Annotated in this window: 16 protein-coding genes; 14 read left to right on the top strand and 2 right to left on the bottom strand. The window is 67.1% G+C overall.

Translation table 11 applies throughout. The features are described 5' to 3' along the window. The first annotated feature begins 42 nt into the window (after positions 1 to 42). On the top strand, positions 43 to 936 hold the full coding sequence (locus ASE63_RS03470) for an oxaloacetate decarboxylase (protein WP_056796392.1): 894 nt from the start codon (positions 43 to 45) through the stop codon (positions 934 to 936). An 8-nt stretch (positions 937 to 944) separates the two neighbouring features. Here the strand turns inward: ASE63_RS03470 and ASE63_RS03465 are convergent, their stop codons facing one another. Next, positions 945 to 1,649: a GntR family transcriptional regulator gene (locus tag ASE63_RS03465; protein WP_056796389.1), complete on the bottom strand. Its 705-nt coding sequence runs from the start codon at positions 1,647 to 1,649 to the stop codon at positions 945 to 947. Between the two features lie 246 nt (positions 1,650 to 1,895). Here ASE63_RS03465 and ASE63_RS03460 point away from each other — a divergent pair, with 246 nt between their 5' ends. The 4 genes from ASE63_RS03460 to ASE63_RS03445 are packed head-to-tail and all read left to right on the top strand — an operon-like array spanning position 1,896 to position 5,552. After that, positions 1,896 to 3,077: a PrpF domain-containing protein gene (locus ASE63_RS03460; protein WP_056796386.1), complete on the top strand. Its 1,182-nt coding sequence runs from the start codon at positions 1,896 to 1,898 to the stop codon at positions 3,075 to 3,077. Then, on the top strand, positions 3,074 to 4,459 hold the full coding sequence (locus ASE63_RS03455; protein WP_056796383.1) for an MmgE/PrpD family protein: 1,386 nt from the start codon (positions 3,074 to 3,076) through the stop codon (positions 4,457 to 4,459). Before ASE63_RS03460 ends, ASE63_RS03455 begins: the two co-directional genes overlap by 4 nt. Further along, positions 4,456 to 5,025, top strand: coding sequence for a chromate transporter (locus tag ASE63_RS03450; protein ID WP_082609602.1), 570 nt, complete (start codon positions 4,456 to 4,458; stop codon positions 5,023 to 5,025). Before ASE63_RS03455 ends, ASE63_RS03450 begins: the two co-directional genes overlap by 4 nt. Next, positions 5,022 to 5,552 carry a chromate transporter gene (locus ASE63_RS03445; protein ID WP_056796377.1) on the top strand — a complete coding sequence of 177 codons (531 nt, stop codon included), beginning with the start codon at positions 5,022 to 5,024 and terminating at the stop codon, positions 5,550 to 5,552. The genes ASE63_RS03450 and ASE63_RS03445 overlap by 4 nt, the downstream gene beginning before the upstream one ends. 17 nt (positions 5,553 to 5,569) lie before the next feature. Here ASE63_RS03445 and tam read toward each other — a convergent pair whose 3' ends face one another. Next, entirely contained in the window at positions 5,570 to 6,355 is a 786-nt protein-coding gene (gene tam, locus ASE63_RS03440) for a trans-aconitate 2-methyltransferase (RefSeq protein WP_056796373.1), read from the bottom strand. A gap of 268 nt (positions 6,356 to 6,623) precedes the next feature. On the opposite strand from tam, the gene ASE63_RS03435 reads away from it, so the two are divergent. From ASE63_RS03435 to ASE63_RS03395, 9 genes are all read left to right on the top strand, one after another. Then, a complete protein-coding gene (locus tag ASE63_RS03435; RefSeq protein WP_056796370.1) occupies positions 6,624 to 7,403 on the top strand; it encodes a transporter substrate-binding domain-containing protein in 780 nt (259 codons plus the stop codon). A gap of 174 nt (positions 7,404 to 7,577) precedes the next feature. Beyond that, positions 7,578 to 8,759 carry an extracellular solute-binding protein gene (locus ASE63_RS03430; protein WP_056796369.1) on the top strand — a complete coding sequence of 394 codons (1,182 nt, stop codon included), beginning with the start codon at positions 7,578 to 7,580 and terminating at the stop codon, positions 8,757 to 8,759. Positions 8,760 to 8,769: 10 nt separating this feature from the next. Continuing rightward, a complete protein-coding gene (locus tag ASE63_RS03425; protein ID WP_056796365.1) occupies positions 8,770 to 9,810 on the top strand; it encodes a Gfo/Idh/MocA family oxidoreductase in 1,041 nt (346 codons plus the stop codon). Continuing rightward, positions 9,807 to 10,817 carry a Gfo/Idh/MocA family oxidoreductase gene (locus tag ASE63_RS03420; protein WP_056796362.1) on the top strand — a complete coding sequence of 337 codons (1,011 nt, stop codon included), beginning with the start codon at positions 9,807 to 9,809 and terminating at the stop codon, positions 10,815 to 10,817. The genes ASE63_RS03425 and ASE63_RS03420 overlap by 4 nt, the downstream gene beginning before the upstream one ends. Before the next feature lie 381 nt (positions 10,818 to 11,198). Further along, on the top strand, positions 11,199 to 13,460 hold the full coding sequence (locus tag ASE63_RS03415; RefSeq protein WP_056796358.1) for a TonB-dependent hemoglobin/transferrin/lactoferrin family receptor: 2,262 nt from the start codon (positions 11,199 to 11,201) through the stop codon (positions 13,458 to 13,460). A gap of 104 nt (positions 13,461 to 13,564) precedes the next feature. After that, the gene (locus ASE63_RS03410) at positions 13,565 to 14,317 is read left to right on the top strand and encodes a hypothetical protein (protein ID WP_162261708.1); all 753 of its coding nucleotides are present in this window, start codon (positions 13,565 to 13,567) and stop codon (positions 14,315 to 14,317) included. After that, positions 14,301 to 15,185, top strand: coding sequence for a ChaN family lipoprotein (locus ASE63_RS03405; RefSeq protein WP_211200565.1), 885 nt, complete (start codon positions 14,301 to 14,303; stop codon positions 15,183 to 15,185). Before ASE63_RS03410 ends, ASE63_RS03405 begins: the two co-directional genes overlap by 17 nt. Positions 15,186 to 15,213: 28 nt before the next feature. Beyond that, positions 15,214 to 16,941: an ABC transporter ATP-binding protein/permease gene (locus tag ASE63_RS03400; RefSeq protein WP_200962513.1), complete on the top strand. Its 1,728-nt coding sequence runs from the start codon at positions 15,214 to 15,216 to the stop codon at positions 16,939 to 16,941. Positions 16,942 to 17,015: 74 nt separating this feature from the next. After that, complete coding sequence (locus ASE63_RS03395) at positions 17,016 to 18,878, top strand: ABC transporter ATP-binding protein (protein ID WP_056796350.1); 1,863 nt, start codon at positions 17,016 to 17,018, stop codon at positions 18,876 to 18,878. Positions 18,879 to 18,896 lie beyond the last annotated feature (18 nt).

Below are 18,896 nucleotides of genomic sequence, written 5' to 3'. Positions count from 1 at the left end.
TTCGAGGCGGCCTGTTCCGGTCGCGCATCGGAGAAGTGCTTGATGCTCAAAACCATCGATCAATCGCCGCCCGCGAGCCTGCGGCGGAAGCTCCGCCAGCGGATAGCGCGGCGAGACGCCTTCCTGCTGCCCGGTGCCGCCAATGCGCTGACCGCCCGGATCGCCGAGGACCTCGGCTACGAAGCCGTCTATCTCACGGGCGCTGGCTTCACGAACATGCAGCTGGGCATGCCCGATCTCGGGCTCCTGTCGGTGACGGAGCTGGCGGAAGCGGCGGCCAGGATCAGCGACGTCACCAGCATTTCCCTGGTGGTCGATATCGACACCGGCTTCGGCAACGCGCTCAACGTCTATCGCACGGTCCATCTGCTCGAACGCGCCGGCGCTGCCGCGCTTCAGATCGAAGACCAGATCTTTCCCAAGAAATGCGGCCATTTCTCCGGAAAGGGCGTGGTGCCGCTGCCCGAGATGCTCTCGAAGATCCACGCCGCCCTCGATGCGCGCCGCGACGAAGATACCCTGATCATCGCCCGCACCGATGCGCGCGCGGTCGAGGGGTTCGATCGCGCGCTGGAACGGGCCCATGCGATGACCGAGGCCGGGGCCGATGTGATCTTCGTCGAGGCGCCGGAAAGCGCCGATGAACTCCGGCGGATCGGACAGCTGCCGGCTCCGCAGCTGGTCAATGTCGTCATGGGCGGCAAGACACCGATGCTGCCGCGCGAAGATCTGGCCGAGATGGGCTTCTCGATCGCGCTCTATGCCAATGCCGCCCTGCAGGCGATGGTTCTCGCCGCGCAAGAGGTGCTCGGCTCTCTCCGTGACGTCGGCTCGCTGGCGAATGCCGAAGACCGGCTCGCAAGCTTCTCCGAGCGGCAGCGCATCGTCGGGAAGCCGGCTTTCGACGCGCTCGAGGCGCGTTACAAGGGCGCCTGAAGCCGTCCTCATCCGCCCTCGCTATCCCCGCCGCGGTCGCGCTTGCGCTCTCGTTCGAGGATACCGCGGCGAACCTCCAATGCGCCGAGGATATGGGCCTGGGCCAGCCGTTCGGCCCTCGCATCGTCACGCTCGACGATCGCCTGGATGATCGCGGCGTGTTCGGCATGGGCGATCGCGGGCCGCCCGCTCGCCGCGAGCGTCGTCGGGCCGAGCAGGGCGATCGCATCGTGCAGTGCATTCAGGCTCTTGCCGAGATAGCGATTATGCGCCGCCGTATGGATGGCCTCGTGCAATTCGCGATTATGCCGATAAAGCGCATTGGGCTCCGGCGTCAGCGCCGCTTCCTGTTCGAGAAGGCGGGTCAGCAGCGCGATGTCGCGCGGGCTGGCATGGCGCGCGGCCATGGCCGCTGCGGTGCCCTCGACGGCCGCGCGCATCTCGTAGAGTTCCTCGACCGCATCCTCATCCAGGACCGACACGACGAGGCCCATGCGGGGCCTCAGGTCGAGCAGGCCCTCGATCTCAAGCCGGGACAGGGCCTGGCGCGTCGGCGTCCGGCTGATCCCGAGCAGTTGCGCGAGCTCGATCTCGCGCATCCTTCGCCCCGGCGAGAACCTGCCTTCGACGATCTCCCGGCGCAGCATGGCATAGGCATAGTCGGCGGCGGATGCGAACCGGTCCCGGTCGAGCAGTGCAGTCTCGTCGTTCATGGCGATCTCCCGCGCGCGTTGCGGCACCCGGTGTTCCGCACCGGAAGATCGGTAACTGCGCGCTCGCGGATCGAGAAGGGCCGAGCGATGATATCCGGCAGAATTTCGAGGCACGGCGCAACCGCTTCGTGCGCTGCGGAGAGCGCCGCATCGAAGGCCGGAATTCGCTGGCTTATCGAACGCATCGACAAGCCGATAGCATTCTTGTACGTAATTGTATACAGCGGCATTCGAAGGAGAGATCTGATGCCTCAATCCCGCTTGAGAGCCAGTTTCATGCGTGGCGGAACCTCGAAAGCGGTCGTCTTCAACCGCAGCGACCTGCCATCCGACCCTGCGGACTGGGACGCGATCTTCCTGGCGGTGATGGGATCGCCGGACGGCAATGGCCGCCAGCTCGACGGCATGGGTGGCGGGGTCTCGTCGGTCTCGAAGGTCTGCATCGTTGGGCCCTCCAGCCGCTCCGATGCCGATATCGACTACACATTTGCGCAGGTCGCGGTGAAGGAGGCCGTCGTCGACTACAGCGGCAATTGCGGCAACATGTCCTCGGCGATGGGCCCGTTTGCCGTGATGGAAGGGCTTGCATCCGTCCCGGCGGACGGTGAGGCGGCTGTCCGCGTCCACAACACCAATACCGGCAAGGTGATCGTCGCGCGCTTCCCGATGTCCGATGGAGAGCCCGCGACGCAGGGCGAGCTCGGCATCGACGGGGTCGCCGGTACCGGCGCGCCGGTGAGGCTCGAATTCGTCGATCCCGGCGGAACCAAGACGGGCCGGCTTCTGCCGACCGGCCAGGCGCGCGACCGGCTGACGGTGGTGGGCCTCGGCGAAATCGAGGTCTCGATGGTCGACGCCGCTAATCCTTGCGTCTTCGTCAGAGCCTCGGTGCTGGCCAAGAGCGGGCGCGAACTGCCCGACGAACTGGAGCGGGACGGCGCGTTCCTGCAGCGGATGGAAGCTATCCGCTGTGCAGCCTCCGTGGCGATGGGGATTGCCCCGGACGAGGCGACCGCGGCGAAGATTCCAAGCGTGCCGAAGGTTGCGATGATCGCCGCTCCGGCGGAGATGCCGACGCTCTCGGGCCGGATCATCAAAGCCGACGAGATGTCGATCGCCATCCGGATGATCTCGATCGGCCAGCCGCATCGAGCCGTGCCGATCACGGGTGCGACCTGCCTCGCGATCGCCGTGCGCGTCGCGGGTTCGCTGCCCCATGAACTGGCGCGGCAGGATGGCGGCCCGATCACCGTTGCCCATCCCTCAGGCACCACGGTCGTCGATGCCGAGGTCGCGCATGCCGACGATCCGGCACGGGCCCGGGCGGTTCACGGCGCGGTCTACCGCACCGCGCGGCGCCTGTTCGACGGGCATGTCTATTATCAGCCGCGACAGGCGGCCGAGCCGGCGAGGCTGGCCGCCGAATGAGCCTGACCGCCGCTTTCACCACGACCCTGCTCGGCCTGGCCGAGGCCGGCCTCGACGACACCGCAAGGCAGGCCGCGAGAAGCCTCGTCCTGGACGGGCTGGCGGTCGCCGCCCTCGGAGCAGGCGAGAAAGGGCCGACCATCCTGGCGGAGGTGGCGCCCGAAGCACAAAGGGCGGCTTCAGCCGCGCTGATCGGGCGCGAGAAGCGTGTTTCACCCGCCGACGCGGCCAGGATCAACGGTGCCGCCATGCATGTGCTCGATTTCGAGCCGATGTGGAATCCGGCCAATCATTCGCTGTCGACGACGCTGCCGGCCCTGATGGCGCTGGCCGAAACCGGGGCGGCCTCTTCCGACCGCCCGCTGGGGGAGCGCATCCTGAGCGCGCTCGCCATCGGCATCGAGGCGCAGGAGCGGCTGCGGCTCGCCTCCGGCCAGTTCGAGCCGGGCGAACTCGTCTTCCACCCGCCGGGCGCCGTCGGGCCGATCGGCAGCGCTGCGGCCTGCGGATTTCTGCTCGGGCTGGAGCCGGAGGCGTTGACGCACGCCGTCGGGATCGCGGCATCGCGTGCGGGCGGGCTCCAGGCCAATATCGGCAGCATGACGAAGGCTCTGCACTGCGGCCAGTCCGCGGCATCCGGCCTCGAGAGCGCCATGCTCGCCGCTCGCGGCTTCACCGCCGATGCCGACGCGCTCGGCCATCCCCGCGGCTATGGCCGCGCCTTCTTCGGCGACCGCTTCGATCCCGCCGCACTGACGCGGCGTCACGACGCGCTGCAGATCGTGCGGCCCGGACCGGCCTACAAGCTCTATCCGAGCCAGTACGGCACCCATTTCGTCATCACCGCCGCGCTGGCGGCACGCGCGCAACTGCCGCTCGGCGCGTCGATCGAGCGCGTGGTCATCCATTGTCCGCCGATGGACTATGTCGACCGGCACGCCCCGGCGACCGGGCTCGCCGGCAAGTTCAGCTTCCAGTATACCGCCGCGCTGGCCCTGCTCGACGGTGCCGTCACGGTCGCGAGCTTCACCGACGAGCGGCGTTTCGCTCCCGACATCGTCGCGCTTCTGAAGCGCATCACGATCGCGCCCGACCCGACGCGCCAGGGCCGTTTCGACGCGATGACGCTCGGCATCGACGTCACCCATGCCGGGGGCGACATTCGCGGGGAATGCGACGGTCCGCCGGGCATCTGGGGCAGGCCGGTTGCGCCCGAGCGCATCCGGGCCAAGGCCGCTGACTGCCTGACGTCGGCCATCGGCGCGGGGCCGGCCACGCGGGTCGTCTCGCTCTGCGACGCGTTCGAGACGCTCGATCGCGATGGGGTGACGCATCTCATGGCGCTGCTTGCCGGCTCGCGCGAAGAGGCCCGGGCGGCATGAGCGCGGAGACCGGGGCCTCCCCCATCCCGAAACGGCGGGTGGGCAATCTCGATCTCTTCCTCGCCTTCTCGGGTATCTCGATCATGGGTTTCGGCGGCGTGCTGCCCTGGGTGCGCTGGATGATCGTGGAGCGCAAGGGCTGGCTCGACGAGGACGAGTTCGTGAATGCGCTCTCGCTCTGCCAGATCCTGCCGGGCGGCAATGTCATGAACATCGCCGTCTATATCGGCGCGCGCTTCGGTGGCTTGGCCGGCGCGATCTCGGCCTTCGCCGGGCTTTTGCTCGCGCCCTGCCTGATCGTGCTCGGGCTCGGCGGTCTGTACCAGGCTTTCGGGCACCTGCCGGCCGTGCAAGGCATGTTCCGGGGCGCCGCCGCCTGCGCGGCCGGGCTCATTCTCGGCATGGGGCTGAGGATGGCCTGGCGCTATCGCGGCGACGCGCGGGCGCTGCCCGTCATCGCGGTGACGATCCTCGCCATGGTCTGGCTGCGCGTGCCGCTGCTCCTGCTCCTGGCGACCATCCTGCCCGCGAGCCTCGCGCTCGCCTGGTCGGCGAGGTCGCGGTGAGCGAGCGGCCCGTCCTCTTCGACCTCGCCTGGCAGTTCGCGGCGCTGTCGCTGATGTCGATCGGCGGCATCATCGCGGTGGTGCCGGAGATGCATGCGGCGGTCGTCGAACGCCATCAATGGATGGCGGCGCAGGATTTCGTGACCCTCTTCGCCCTGGCGCAGGCGGCGCCGGGACCGAATGTGATCGTGGTGACGCTGATCGGCTGGCGCGTCGCCGGCGGCCTCGGCGCCCTGGTGGCGACGATTGCCGTCGCAACCCCGTCCTTCCTCATTACCTATGGCGCCTCGCGGATTTGGCGCAGCGTCAACGGCCGCGACTGGTATCGCGTCTGCGAGCGCGGCATGGCCCCGGTCACCATCGGCCTGATCCTGTCTAGCGGCCTGCTCCTCTCCAAGGTCACGGTCGATCACTGGGGCAGCCTCGCCATCACGGCACTCACGGTGGTGAGCCTGCTGAAATGGCGCAACAGCCCGTTGATAGCGCTCGGATGTGCCGCACTCGCGGGCCTTGCCGGCTTCGTGTGAGCCGAATGGCGATGCCGTCAGCCGCGCCGCGTCGCCAGGATCAGCAGCCGCGGAAAGCGCAGCAGCACCTTGCCGTCGGCCTCGACCGGATAGGCCCGCGCGATCCGCTCGCGATAACGCTCCAGGAAGGCCGCGCGCTGCTCGGCCGGCAGCGGATCGATATAGGGCTTCAGCCCCGTGCTCTTGAACCATTCGATGATCGCATCATGGTCCTTCAGCGCATGGACATAGGTCGTCTGCCAGAGATCGACCTCGCACCCTGCCGCCGCCAGCCAGCGGCGATAATCCGAGAAGCTCCCGATCGGGGCCTTCGCCTCGCCCGCGCGTGCCAGCTGCTGCGCCCACGGCCCCTCCGCCGCGACCTCGGACATCGCCAGATGCGACGGCTCCGAAAGGTTGTTCGGCATCTGCACGGCGAGCACGCCGCCCGGCGTCAGCCCGCGCGTCAGGCGGGCGAAGAGACGTTCATGATCGGGGATCCATTGCAGCACGGCATTGGCGAAGATCAGGTCGTAGCGCGCCTGCGCCTCCCAGCTTTCGAGGTCGGCGAGAACGAAGGACAATTCCGGCAGCCGCTTTCGCGCCTTCTCGATCATGTCCGGCGAGGAATCGAGGCCCTCGACGGCCGCGCCAGGGAAACGCGCCGCGACAAGTTCCGTGCTGTTGCCTGGACCGCATCCGAGGTCGATGCAGCGCCGCGCGTCGGCCAGCCGCACCCGCTGGATCAAATCGATCGACGGTCGTGTCCGCTCGTCCTCGAAGCGCAGATATTGCTCGGCGTTCCAGTCGACGTGAGAAGGCATGTCGTGTTTCCGTTCCTTGATCGAACGAGGCCGAACTCGTGGCGAGCGCGGCACCTCGGATCTCGCCGGAAGCCTGTCTCGCCGGTCGATTCCGACTCTTGCCGGATTCACGTTAGAGCATCGGACCGGGAAGTGGAATCCGGTTTCCGATGAAATACGATGCTGAAACAAAGAGATAGACCGACACGTCGCGTCCGGTGGGACGCACGGCGATCTAGCCCGAGAGGCGTGCCGTCAACCACGCCTTTGTTGACATCAGGAGAAGCCCATGGACCGCCTGTCGACGATCAAAGCCCGCCTCGGCACCGCGCCGCCCGATCTGCGCAACGCCCTGTCCCGGCATGGCGCGCTGCGGGCCGGGATCAATCTCTCGAATTTCCTGCTGGTTTCGAGCCGCGGAGCCGATGGCGGTCCTGCCGGCGTCTCGCCGGACATGGCCGCCGCACTGGCACACAGCCTCGACCTGCCGCTCGTGCCCGTCGCCTACGCGTCGCCCGGGCTCGTCGCCGATGCGGCGGAGCGCGACGAATGGGATGTCGCGCTGCTGGGCGCGGAGCCCCAGCGCGCCGCCGCGATCGATTTCACCGCTCCCTACAGCGAGATCGAGGCGACCTATCTCGTGCCGGCCAACTCGCCGCTGCAGGAGGCATCGCAGGTCGACCAGCCCGGCCGGCGCATCGCCGTCGCCGCGCGCACCGCCTATGGCCTCTGGCTCGAACGCAACATCGGCCAGGCCGAGCTCCTGACCGCGGACGGCTTCGACGCAGCCACCGCGCTCTTCACGGCGCAAAATCTCGACGCCCTCGCTGGTCTGAGGCCGAAACTGATCGAGGATGTCGAAAACCTTCCCGGTACGCGCCTGCTGCCCGGTCGCTTCATGGCGGTGCAGCAGGCGCTTGGCGTGCCGAAAGCCGCCGGCGCGGCCATCGACTATCTGCAACGCTTCGTGAGGCTGGCCATCGAGACCGGCTACGTCGCCGAACTGATCGAAAGGCACAAGGTCCTCGGGCTGTCGGTCGCCGCCCCGCGGGATGGCCTGAGCGGCTGATTCTCACCCTGGATGCAAGCGACGTGGACCGAGATCGACGGGCCGCTTGGCGGAATGTCGCACGGCCCGCGTCCGATGGACTGGCGCGCGCCGCAGTGGTGCACTAGTATGCCAGTCAAAGGCCCGCTGTGTGCAGATCGCATGCTTGAAGAGGCCTCAACCCAGGGAGACGACATGACCAATCTGACACGCCGCACCATGGTTGCCGGCGCAGCCGGCCTGACGGCCCTCGCCGCGAGCCGGGCTTATGCGCAGGGTGCGCCCTCCGCCCCGGTTGCGCTCAACATCATCGACGTCGCCGGCAATCTCCAGCTGACGCAGGCCGCGATCGAACGCTTCGCCAAGGACAATCCGAAGATCATCTCGCGGCTGAATTTTTCGCGGGCGCCTTCGCCGGAGCTGCCGGCCAAGCTCAAGGCGCAGCAGGAGGCCAACCGGGTCGATATCGACCTCGTCCTGACCGGGCCCGGAGCGATGTCGGACGGCATCCAGCAGGGGCTGTGGATCGATGTCTGGAAGTCGCACACCGCCAGCCTGCCCAAGGCCGAGGATGTCTATCACGAGCAGGCGCTGATGATGCAGCGCAACTTCGGCCAGAACGAAGGCGTCGCGGTGGTCTATTCGCCGTCGGGCCCGCTGTTCGAGTACATTCCCGCCAGGCTCAAGACCGTGCCGAAGACGGCCGAGGAATTCCTCGCCTATGTGAAGCAGAACAAGAACCGCTTCACCTATGCGCGTCCCGTCAATTCCGGCCCCGGCTGGACCTGGCTGCAGGGGCTGCCCTACATCCTCGGGGATGCCGACCCGAGCGACCCGATGAAGGGCTGGGACAAGAGCTGGGCCTATCTCAAGGAGCTCGGCACCGGCATCGATTATTATCCGGGCGGCACGACGCCGACGATGAAGGAGCTCGGCGAAGGCACGCGCGACGTCATCGTCTCGACCTGCGGCTGGGACATCAACCCGCGCGCGCTCGGCATCGTTCCGAAGGAGGCCGAGGTCTTCGTCCTCGCCAATACGCACTGGATCCCGGACACGCAGTTCATGTGCATCCCCAAGGGTGTGCCGGCCGACAAGGTCAAGGCGGTGCTGGCGCTGATGTCCTACATGCTCAAGCCCGAGGCGCAGGCCGCCACCTATGACAAGGGCTATTTCTACCCGGGCCCGGCGGTGAAGGGCGTGACCCTCGACATGGCGCCGCAGGAGAGCCGCGACGTGCTCGCAGAATATGGCCGCCCGAAATATGACGAGTTGATCAAATCCCTGCCGACCCGGCCGCCGCTGACGCCGGAGCGCCTCGTTGCCGCCTTCCGGCGCTGGGACCAGGAGATCGGCGTCGGCCATACGCCGAAGTAGGGACTGGCCCATGCGGTTCGCTGCCATCGGCCTCGACCATCGCCATATCTATCACATGGTCGAAGGCCTGCTGGAGGCCGGCGCTGATTGCGCCGGCTTCGACCCGGCGACGAGCGATGCGCGCGTCCTCGCCGGCTTCCGGGAGCGCTTCCCGGATTTGCGACCCGCGGAAGCGCAGCGGCTGCTCGACGATCCCTCGATCGAGCTGATCGTCTGTGCGGGCGTCCCGAGCGAGCGCGCCGCGCTAGCGATCAGGGCGATGCGTGCCGGCAAGGACGTCATGGTCGACAAGCCGGGCGTGACGAGCCTCGACCAGCTCGCCGCGGCGGAGGCGGCGGTGGCGGAGACCGGGCGCATCTTCTCGGTCTGCTTTTCCGAGCGTTTCGTCGTGCCTGCGACGATCGTCGCGGGGAAGCTGATCGCGGATGGCGCGATCGGCCGCGTGGTCCAGACGATCGGGCTCGGGCCGCATCGGTTCAACCGCGCGATCCGGCCGGGCTGGTTCTTCGATGCAGCCTGCTATGGCGGTATCCTGACCGATATCGCCTCGCACCAGATCGACCAGTTCCTGCATTTCACCGGTTCGGAAGGCGCGGATATCGTTTCGTCCGGCATCGGGCATTTCGGCGCGGCCGACCTGCCCGAGTTTCAGGATTTCGGCGAGATCCTGCTGCGCAGCGACAGGGCAGGGGGCTATATCCGCGTCGACTGGTTCACGGCCGACGGGCTCCCGACCTGGGGCGATGGCCGCCTGACGATCCTGGGCACCGAGGGTACGATCGAGCTGCGCAAATATGTCGATATCGCCGGCCGGCCGGGCACGGACCATGTCTTTCTGGTCGACAAGACGGGCACGCGCCATCTCGACGCCTCGCGCGAGCCGCTGACCTATTTCCGCAACCTGATCGCCGATGTTGGCGCACGCACCGAAACGGCGGCTTTGCAGCGCCATACCTTCACCGTCTGCCGTCTCGCGCTCGAAGCGCAGGCGAAGGCGGCCTGGCTGCCGGCGAGTCGCCCGCCGCCCATTCCTGAGGACACCCGACCATGACACGCAAGCTCGGCATTGCCGTGATCGGGCTCGGCCCCGCTTCCCTGCCGCATTCGAAAAGCCTGCTCGATCTTTCGGATCGCGCAGAGGTTCGCTTCGCCGTGAGCCGTTCGGCGGAGCGCGCGCAGTCCTATGCCCGGCAGTTTCCGTTTCCGACAACGACCGATCTCGACGCCGTTCTCGCCGATCCCGCCGTCGATGCCATGATCGTGCTGACGCCTCCGAGCGCGCATCTCGAGATTTCCGCCCGCTGCCTCGAAGCCGGCAAGCATGTTCTGGTCGAGAAGCCGCTGGAACTCACCAGCGAGCGCGGTCAGCGTCTGGTCGATACGGCGCGGCGCACCGGGAAAATCTTCGGCGTCGTGCTGCAGCACCGCTTCCGCCCCGCAAGCCTGCGCTTGAAAGCCGCGCTCGACGGCGGTGAACTCGGCACCATCGAGGCGGCGTTCCTCGCCGTGCCGTGGTGGCGCCCGCAAAGCTATTATGACGAGCCGGGGCGCGGCACGCTGGCGCGCGATGGCGGCGGCGTCCTGCTGACCCAGGCCATCCATTCGCTCGATCTGTTCCGCTCGCTGGTCGGCGTCTCGAGGGTCGTCGCGGCGCAGGCCCGCACCACGGCGCTGCACAGGATGGAGACGGAGGACTACGTCTCTGCCCTGCTGGAGACGCGAGATGGTGCGCCGGCGACGCTGGTCGCGACCACCGCGGCCTATCCCGGCCATCCGGAGCGCATCGAGATCACCGGCACGAAAGGCTTCGCTGCCCTCATCGGCGGCCGGCTCCGCCTGGCCTTTCTCGACGGCCGCGAGGAGATCATCGAGGCGGAAGGGGCGACGGGCAGCGGTGCCAACATCATGGATTTCCCCCATGACGCCCACCGCGCCGTGATTGCCGACTTCCTCGATGCTGTCGAGGCGGGGCGCGACCCGGTCGTCACCGGCGAGGAGGCGCTCGCCTCGCAACGTCTCGTCGACGATATCCTGAAGGCGGCACGCGGCGGCGCGTGAGCATGCGCGCCGATTTCCGAACGGCATCGTCCTCCTGGCGGCGCGGATAGCGGGCGGGTCAACCTCAGAGATGATCTGACGACGCGCGCCCGCAGGTTGGTCGAACGCCGTTGCCTCTTGCCCGCTGTGCCGCGGTAGATGGCTATTTGCGGCCGTCTACCGGTACCGTCGATCAGTGCGAGAAGACGCTTTCAGTAAATATTCTAATTGTTCTAAGTCGAAAGATCTACGCTTCAATTGAATGGTTTCACATTAGATCGATAGTAAATGGCATGTAAATTTGAAATAGCATAATAAATTACTTTGAAAGTCACGATAATTGTGTTTGCAGAATCTTAAATACGCATAGTAAGCAGCCGCATCTTGGGCTGGATGGCTGCTATGAAGAACAATTACAATCTATACATATTGGCAACGCTGCTTCTTTCTGTGTCGCCTGCCGCGGTGGCCTATGCCCAAACCGTCAGGGATGCCGCGGCTACTGGCACGCCCGTCGCGCCGATCTCCCTCGACCCGATCACCGTGACGGCGACGCGCGGCGAGAAGCAGGTTCTGGACGTTCCGGGCACCGTCACGGTCATCCCCCGCACCGAACTCGAAGAGCGCATGACGCGCGACATCCAGGACCTGGTGCGCTACCAGCCCGGCGTCAGTGTCAACCGCCTCACCAGCGGCACGGATCCCTTCGGCAACTATGAAGGCTTCAACATCCGCGGCGTCGGCGGCAACCGCGTCCAGATGCAGGTCGACGGATCGCGCGTGATCGAGCGCATCACCGACGGCAACCGCAATTTCGTCGATATGCCGTTCCTGAAGAGCGTCGAGATCGTGCGCGGCCCGGGCTCGGTGCTCTGGGGCGCGGACGCGCTCGGCGGCATCGTCGCCTTCCGCACGCTCGACCCGGAAGACCTGCTCAAGGGCAAGGACAAGCCTTATGCGGTCAAGCTCGACGCCAGCTATGATAGCTTCAACCGCGCCTTCACCAAGACCGGCACCGCGGCGTTCAGGCTGACGCCGACACTGGAGGCCATCGTCGGGCTGAGCCAGACGACGGCGCATGAGGCCAAGCTCAGCACGGCCCGCGCCGATGGCGGCCGCTGGGGCTGCCCGGTGCCGAGCCTGCGCTATATCGGCTGCGACACGCTGAACCCGCTCGACAGCACCGTCTGGAACGGCTTCGGCAAGCTGGTCTTCAAGCCGACGACAGACCACATCTTCAAGCTGACCGGCGAATATTTCGACAATTCTTCGAAGGTCAACCAGCTCTGGGACTACAATGTCGTCAGCCTGGGCACCCGCAACGGCCCCTACATCCGCGACGAGGTGAAGTCGCGCCAGCGCATCGCCCTTGAGCATCAATGGGATGTCGGAGCCAGCTTCCTCGACTCGATCCGCTGGCAGGCATCCTTCTCGCCCCAGGAACGCGAAGTCACCAACAGCCGGATTCAGACGCTTGCGAATGGCCAGCAACGCTTCACGCGCGGCCTGCTCGATTATTCCGAGAAGTTTTCGCAGCTCGACATCCAGGCCAAATCGAGCTTCGCGCTCGGCCCGACCATGCACAAGCTGACCTACGGCTTCCAGGGCGACATCACCAGCACCGACTACAAGCGTCGCGACGACGTCCGGAACATGACGACCGGCGTGACCACCACGACGATCGCCGGCGGCTTCAACTTCGCCAACGCGACCACCACCCGTTACGACTTCTTCCTTCAGGACGAGATCGAGCTGCTGGGCGGCCGCTGGACGGTGACGCCGGGCCTTCGCTACGCCAACTACAAGATCGATCCGAGCATCGGGCCGGGCTATGTCATCGTGCCGGGCAAGGAGCCGCGCGAGATCGAGTCGCACAAGCTGATTCCGCAGGTCGGAACCATCTTCAAGCTCGACGATACCTATTCGCTCTATGCCCGCTACGCCCAGGGCTTCAAGATGCCGACCGCGCAGCAGCTCTACACCTCGCTGCCCTTCGGCACCCAGAACCTGATCCCGAACCCCGATCTGAAACCCGAGACCGTCAATTCCTATGAGGCCGGCGTCCGCGGGCGCTTCGCCAATGGCTGGTTCTCGGTCGGCGTCTTCCATGCCGACTACAAGGACTTCATCCAGAACTTCGTCACGATCCCCGGCACGACCGACCTGACCTACCGCAATCTCGCGAGCGTCAAGATTTCCGGCATCGAGGCTTCGGCCGAGTGGAAGTTCCACGAGCGCTGGATCGGCAATGTCGCGGTCAGCTACCAGTACGGCACGCAGCGGGCGGAAGCGGGCGCCCTGACGACGCCCTACAACTCCATCAGCCCGCTGACCGCCGTCGCCGGCCTGAAGTATCTGATGCCGGAATACGGGCTGGAGGCGGAGGTCATCGGCACCTTCGGATCGGCCGTCACCCGTGCCGCCGCCCCGACGACCTTCAAGCCGGGAGGTTACTCGGTGTTCGACGCCTTCCTGAACTGGAAGCCGACTTCGTACATCACCGTTCGCGGCGGCGTACAGAACATCTTCGACAAGCGCTATTTCGCGAACGTCTACAACTTCGACAAGGTCCCGGCCTCCGCTGCGGTGGCGGCGACCAATCCGCTCGAACTGCAGACCGCGCCGGGCCGCACCTTCAAGCTCGCGGCTTCGGTCGAGTTCTGATCCGACGACCGCTCACCTTTCGACGGCCGGACCCGAAAGGGCAGGGCCGCTCGGCGACGCTCCGTTCGAGACCCGGAGCGTCGCAACCTTTTTGGGAGACCATGATGACCGAGACTACCCATCCGCGCGAACGGCTGAGACAGAGCCCTGCCGAGATTCTCCAGCATCTGCCGGCGATGGGCCGCGTGATGCTGAGCGCCCGCGCCGGCGGCGCCATCCATGAGCGGATGGGCGCGGTCGGTTCCGTCACCGTCGCAGGCAACGAGGCGAGGCTCGCTGGCGAGTTCCACGACAGCGTGATCGACCTCTCGGTGGTGACGAGCCTCATTGCCGACCGCTCGGGCAAGATGCGCGACAAGGTGCTGCCCAAGCTCGAATGCCAGGACGCATCCGGCGAGACGCTGTTCAGCCTGATCGGCCTCGAAGGGCTCGAGCCTTTCGACAACGCGCTGGCCGCCCTCGGCGCAGGCGAGGCTCTGGAGCCGGCGCTGCGGGAGGCTCCCTCCGGCGATGCCACGCCGGAACTCGCGGAGGATGATATCGGCGCCGCGACCTTTGCCGCGATCCTGGCGAGCGGGCAGCCGATCGCCATCGACTTCAGCAAGCCCGGCCTGTTCCAGCACTGGGCCGGGGCCTTGCCCGAGCCGAAGCCGATGATGGGCTTCGTCAACGTGATGCAGGGCGATTTCCACCTGCATCTGAAGGGCGCCGCGCTCGGCGGCTGGCTCAGCAGCGGCGATGGCGACGATGTCCGGCTGGAGGCGCTCGATCCCGACGGCAAGCCGACGGGCCTCGTGCTGCGCGGCAAGGCTGCCGCCTTCGCCGCGGTGCCGAAGGTCCATGCCTCCCGTGGCTGAGGCCATGCCCGGCGCCGCGGCGCTCGCCCACCCGCGGGCGAGCTGGCTCTGCCCGCAGAGCGGGAAGCTCCTCTCCCAGGGCGAGCTGATGCAGGCGACGGCGCGCAAGCGCGTCGTCCTGCTGGGCGAGACCCATGACGTCGCCGAGATCCATCGCTGGCAGCTGCACGTTACGACCTGCCTGCATCTGCTGCGCCCGCAGATGGCGGTGGGCTTCGAGATGTTTCCGCGCCGCGTCCAGCCGGTCCTCGACGCCTGGGTCGCGGGCGAGATGGACACCGCGACTTTCATCGAGCGCTCGGACTGGGCACAGGTCTGGGGCTTCGATCCGGAGCTCTACCTGCCGCTGTTCCATTTCTGCCGGCAGCAGCGCGTCAAGATGCTCGCCCTGAACTGCCACCGCCCGCTGGTGACGCAGGTCGGCAAGCTCGGCTGGGACGTCATTCCCGTCGAGGAGCGCGACGGGGTGACGCCGGCCGCGCCGGCGACCGATGCCTATCGGCGCTATCTCGCCGCGATCACCGGCGGCTTCGCGACGACGCCGGAGCGGCCGGCGCTGGCTTCGGACCGTTTCGTCCAGGCCCAGCAATGCTGGGACCGCTCCTTCGCCTGCCGCATCGCCGACCATCTCGCGGTGGCGGAGGGGGATCCGCTCGTCGTCGGCATCATCGGCCGCGGCCATCTCGAATACGGCCACGGCACGCCCTATCAGCTGCGGTACCTCGGCATCGAGGACATCGCCGTGCTGCTGCCGACCGACCGCACCGGCCATGACGCCGCGGGCATCGACGGGATAGCCGACGCGATCTTCCGCCTCGATACGCCCGATCCGCCTTCGCCGCGTCGCGAGCGGCCCAGACCCGCCTGATCATAGGCGCCGCGACAGCAAGATCATGATGGCAGTCCTCAGACATATCGTTCGCTTGACGAGGCTCTGCATCAGCGGGCCGGGAGGCCGGCTGGGCCTGGTCCAGTTCGCGGCGATCGCCGCCCTCGGCCTGGCCAGCGTGCGCATCAGCGTCCTGCTGATCACCTGGAACGCGGATTTCTACAACGCCATCCAGAAGCTCGACGTGCCGGGCGTGATCCAGCAGGTGAAGGTCTATTTCGGCCTGACGGCGATCTCGGTCGTCATCCACCTCGCTTCCGCCTATCTCCGGAAGATGCTGCAGATCCGCTGGCGCCACTCGCTGACCGAGGCCGCGCTGGAGCGCTGGCTCTCGGGCAAGGCTTACTGGCATCTGCGCGACCGCTCCGAATCCGGCCTCGACAATCCCGACCAGCGCATCGCGGAGGACTGCCGCATCTTCGTCGACAAGCTCACCGACGAAGCGCTCGATCTGATCACGCGGATCGTCGGGCTGGTGACCTATGTCGCGATCCTCTGGTCGCTCGCGACCTTCGCACTTGCCTTTACCTTTGCCGGCTTCGACATCGAGATCCCGCGCTACATGGTCTGGGCGGCGCCGATCTATGTCGCGATCGCGACCGTGATCACCCACGGGCTCGGCGCGCCGCTGAAGAAGCTCGATTTCGAGCAGCAGCGGCGCGAGGCCGATTTCCGCTTCGCCCTGGCGCGCCTGCGCCAGAATGTCGAGCCCATCGCATTGGCGGGCGGCGAGGCCGCCGAGCGCGGACAGCTCTCGGGGCGCTTCGCGGCTCTCACGGCGAACTGGCACCAGCTCGCCAATCGCGAACTGATCCTGGGCTTCTTCTCGCGGCCCTATTTCCAGACCGTGCTGACGATCCCGATCTTTCTGGCGCTGCCCGCCTATCTCGCCGGCCGCGTGACCTTCGGCGGGCTGATGCAGCTGCGTTCCGCCTTCCAGAACGTGGTCACCACGCTGTCCTGGTTCATCTTCTCCTACAAGGACCTAGCGCAACTGGCGGCTACGGCGAGCCGGCTCAGCCATTTCCTCGCCGCAGCCGAAGCGGCAGGCGAGGCGACGCCGGGCGCCGGCCCTGACATCGCGCCGGGCGAGCGCATCCGCGCCAGCCGGCTTGCCTTGTCCACCCCGGATGGCCGGGCGCTGGCGCCTTTGCCCGAGCTGGAGCTCAAGCCGGGCGGGACCTACTGGATCGCCGCGCCATCCGGCCATGGCAAGAGCACGCTGGTCAAGGCGCTGGCCGGGCTCTGGCGGCATGGCGAGGGCGAAATCGAGCGTCCGTCATCGGCCTCCTTCTCGTCGCAGCACGTCTATTTTCCGCTGGGGAGCCTCGCTGCCGCGCTGGCTTATCCCGAGCTGCCGGAGGCCTTTGCCGAGGGCGACTACCGCCGCGCGCTCGAGGCCGTCGGCATGGCGCATATCTGGACGGAAGACGAAGCCGAATGGCCGCGCATCCGCGACGGCCTCTCCGGCGGCGAGCGCCAGCGCCTGGCGCTCGCACGGCATCACCTCCACCGGCCTGCCTGGGCGGTGCTCGACGAGGCCACGAGTGCGCTCGATCCTGCGGCGGAGGAGCAGCTTCTTGCCGAACTGCGGCGGGCGCTGCCCATGGCCGCGCTGGTGCTGATCGCCCATCGCGCGCCACACGGGGTCGGCGAGATCACGCGGATCGACTTGGCGATCACGCCCGAAATACCTGCCGGAGAGAGGGCGCCGGTTCCCGCAACAGCGCTATAGAGCATGCCGCGTCGCGCTTCGCCCCCGCGACGCTCCGACCATTCGCTTTCCTGCCCGTCGAGCCGAGAACCCGCATGATCCGCATTCCGCTCCTCACGCGCCTGGGCGAAGCGCTGCGAAAGCGCCTCTTGCCGCTGGCCAATCTGCCGCGGCTGCTGCGCTCGCTCTGGCGCACCTCGCCGGGACTGGCCGGCGCGATCGCGGCATCGCGCCTGCTCAGGGCGCTCCAGGCGCCGGCGATGCTTTTCGTCGCCAAGCTGATCATCGACGAAATTCTGCGCCAGGGGCAGGGGGCAGCGCCGGGGCCCTCATTGGCGGAATGGATCGAGAGCGGTCGGGTCACCACGCTTGCCGGCTGGATCCTGGTCGAGTTCCTGCTCGTCGCGGGCGGCAATGCGCTGACGCGTTTCGGCACGATGGCGGAGGGGCTGCTGGCGGAGCGTCACGGGCATACGCAGGCTTTCGCCCTGGTCAGGCAGGCGGCGGCGCTGGATCTCAGGGACATCGAGAGCAGCGCGGCCCAGGACAAGCTGCAGCGCGCCAATGCGGCGACGATGATCGGCGGCACGCTTGTCTCGATCCTTCTCAACCAGATCCAGAGTGCGATCACCCTGGTCGCGCTGCTTGCTGGGCTGGTGTTTTTCGTGCCGGCGCTCATCCTGCTGGTCGGTCTCGCGCTGGTGCCCGTCTTCGTCGTCGAGGCCCGCTTCAACGCGCTGCAATATGAGGCCGCGATCGTGCTGACGCCGGAGCGGCGGCGGATGGGTTATCTGCAACAGCTCGGCATCGCCGCGCTGAATGCCAAGGAGGTCAAGCTCTTCGGTCTCGGTGCCCATATCACCGCGCGGATGGCCGAGGCCGCCGATCGCATCATGAGTTCCAACCGCAGCATCGCGGTCCGCAGGGCCTTGTGGGGCAGCGTGGTTGGCGCCATCGGGTCGCTCGCCTATTACGGCGCCTATGCGGTCATCGTCTGGCGAACCCTCACCGGCGAGCTCAGCATCGGCGACCTGACCTTCCTCGCCGGCTCGCTGCTGCGGCTCAACGGCCTTCTGGAAGGCCTTGTCGTCGGCATGGCGCAGATCGGCTCGCAGGCCCAGTATCTGAATGATTTCTATGCCTTCATCGGCATGCGCTCGGCAGTCGTCGCCCCGCAGCACCCGAAGCCGTTTCCAGCGCCGCTGCGTCAGGGCGTCGTCTTCGACAATGTCGGCTTCCGCTATCCGGGCAAGGACGACTGGGCGCTGCGCCATCTCAGCTTCTCGCTGCCGGCGGGGCAGACGCTGGCGCTGGTGGGTGAGAACGGTGCCGGGAAGACCACGATCGTCAAGCTGCTGACGCGTCTCTACGAGCCCGACGAGGGCCGCATCCTGGTGGACGGCGTCGATCTGCGCGAGATCGAACTCGGTGAGCTGCGCGAGAATGTCGGCGCGATCTTCCAGGACTTCGTGCGCTACAACCTGACGGCGGCGGAGAATATCGGGGTCGGCCGCATCGGCCATCTCGCCGACCGGCCGGGCATCGTCGCGGCGGCGCAGAAGAGCCAGGCCGATCTGGTGATCACGGGCCTTCCCGGCGGCTATGACCAGATGCTCGGCCTCTCGTTCATGCAGGGGCTCGATCTTTCGGGAGGCCAGTGGCAGCGGCTCGCCATCGCGCGCGCCTATTTCCGCGATGCGCAGGTACTGATCCTGGACGAACCGACCGCTGCGCTCGACGCGCGCGCCGAGGCCGAGATCTTCGAGCGCTTCCGGCATCTCAGCGAGAGCACCACGACGTTGCTGATCTCCCACCGCTTCGCGACCGTGCGCATGGCCGACCGTATCCTGGTGCTGGAGAACGGCGCGATCCTCGAAAGCGGCAGCCATGGCGAGCTGATGGCGCTGCGCGGCCGCTACGCCGAGCTCTTCGAGCTGCAGGCGGCCGGCTTCCAATAGGCCGCGCCGGCCGCGCGC

It is taken from the genome of Allobosea sp. Root381 (assembly GCF_001429395.1).
GTDB lineage: Bacteria > Pseudomonadota > Alphaproteobacteria > Rhizobiales > Beijerinckiaceae > Allobosea.
This window is presented reverse-complemented; position numbering and strand designations above follow the sequence as displayed.

Bases quoted from the DNA above. Each gene is read 5' to 3' on its own strand.
- ASE63_RS03470 (WP_056796392.1), top strand. From the start codon at position 43: ATGCTCAAAACCATCGATCAATCGCCGCCCGCGAGCCTGCGGCGGAAG.
- ASE63_RS03465 (WP_056796389.1), bottom strand. From the start codon at position 1,649: ATGAACGACGAGACTGCACTGCTCGACCGGGACCGGTTCGCATCCGCC.
- ASE63_RS03460 (WP_056796386.1), top strand. From the start codon at position 1,896: ATGCCTCAATCCCGCTTGAGAGCCAGTTTCATGCGTGGCGGAACCTCG.
- ASE63_RS03455 (WP_056796383.1), top strand. From the start codon at position 3,074: ATGAGCCTGACCGCCGCTTTCACCACGACCCTGCTCGGCCTGGCCGAG.
- ASE63_RS03450 (WP_082609602.1), top strand. From the start codon at position 4,456: ATGAGCGCGGAGACCGGGGCCTCCCCCATCCCGAAACGGCGGGTGGGC.
- tam (WP_056796373.1), bottom strand. From the start codon at position 6,355: ATGCCTTCTCACGTCGACTGGAACGCCGAGCAATATCTGCGCTTCGAG.
- ASE63_RS03435 (WP_056796370.1), top strand. From the start codon at position 6,624: ATGGACCGCCTGTCGACGATCAAAGCCCGCCTCGGCACCGCGCCGCCC.
- ASE63_RS03430 (WP_056796369.1), top strand. From the start codon at position 7,578: ATGACCAATCTGACACGCCGCACCATGGTTGCCGGCGCAGCCGGCCTG.
- ASE63_RS03425 (WP_056796365.1), top strand. From the start codon at position 8,770: ATGCGGTTCGCTGCCATCGGCCTCGACCATCGCCATATCTATCACATG.
- ASE63_RS03420 (WP_056796362.1), top strand. From the start codon at position 9,807: ATGACACGCAAGCTCGGCATTGCCGTGATCGGGCTCGGCCCCGCTTCC.
- ASE63_RS03415 (WP_056796358.1), top strand. From the start codon at position 11,199: ATGAAGAACAATTACAATCTATACATATTGGCAACGCTGCTTCTTTCT.
- ASE63_RS03410 (WP_162261708.1), top strand. From the start codon at position 13,565: ATGACCGAGACTACCCATCCGCGCGAACGGCTGAGACAGAGCCCTGCC.
- ASE63_RS03405 (WP_211200565.1), top strand. From the start codon at position 14,301: ATGCCTCCCGTGGCTGAGGCCATGCCCGGCGCCGCGGCGCTCGCCCAC.
- ASE63_RS03400 (WP_200962513.1), top strand. From the start codon at position 15,214: ATGGCAGTCCTCAGACATATCGTTCGCTTGACGAGGCTCTGCATCAGC.
- ASE63_RS03395 (WP_056796350.1), top strand. From the start codon at position 17,016: ATGATCCGCATTCCGCTCCTCACGCGCCTGGGCGAAGCGCTGCGAAAG.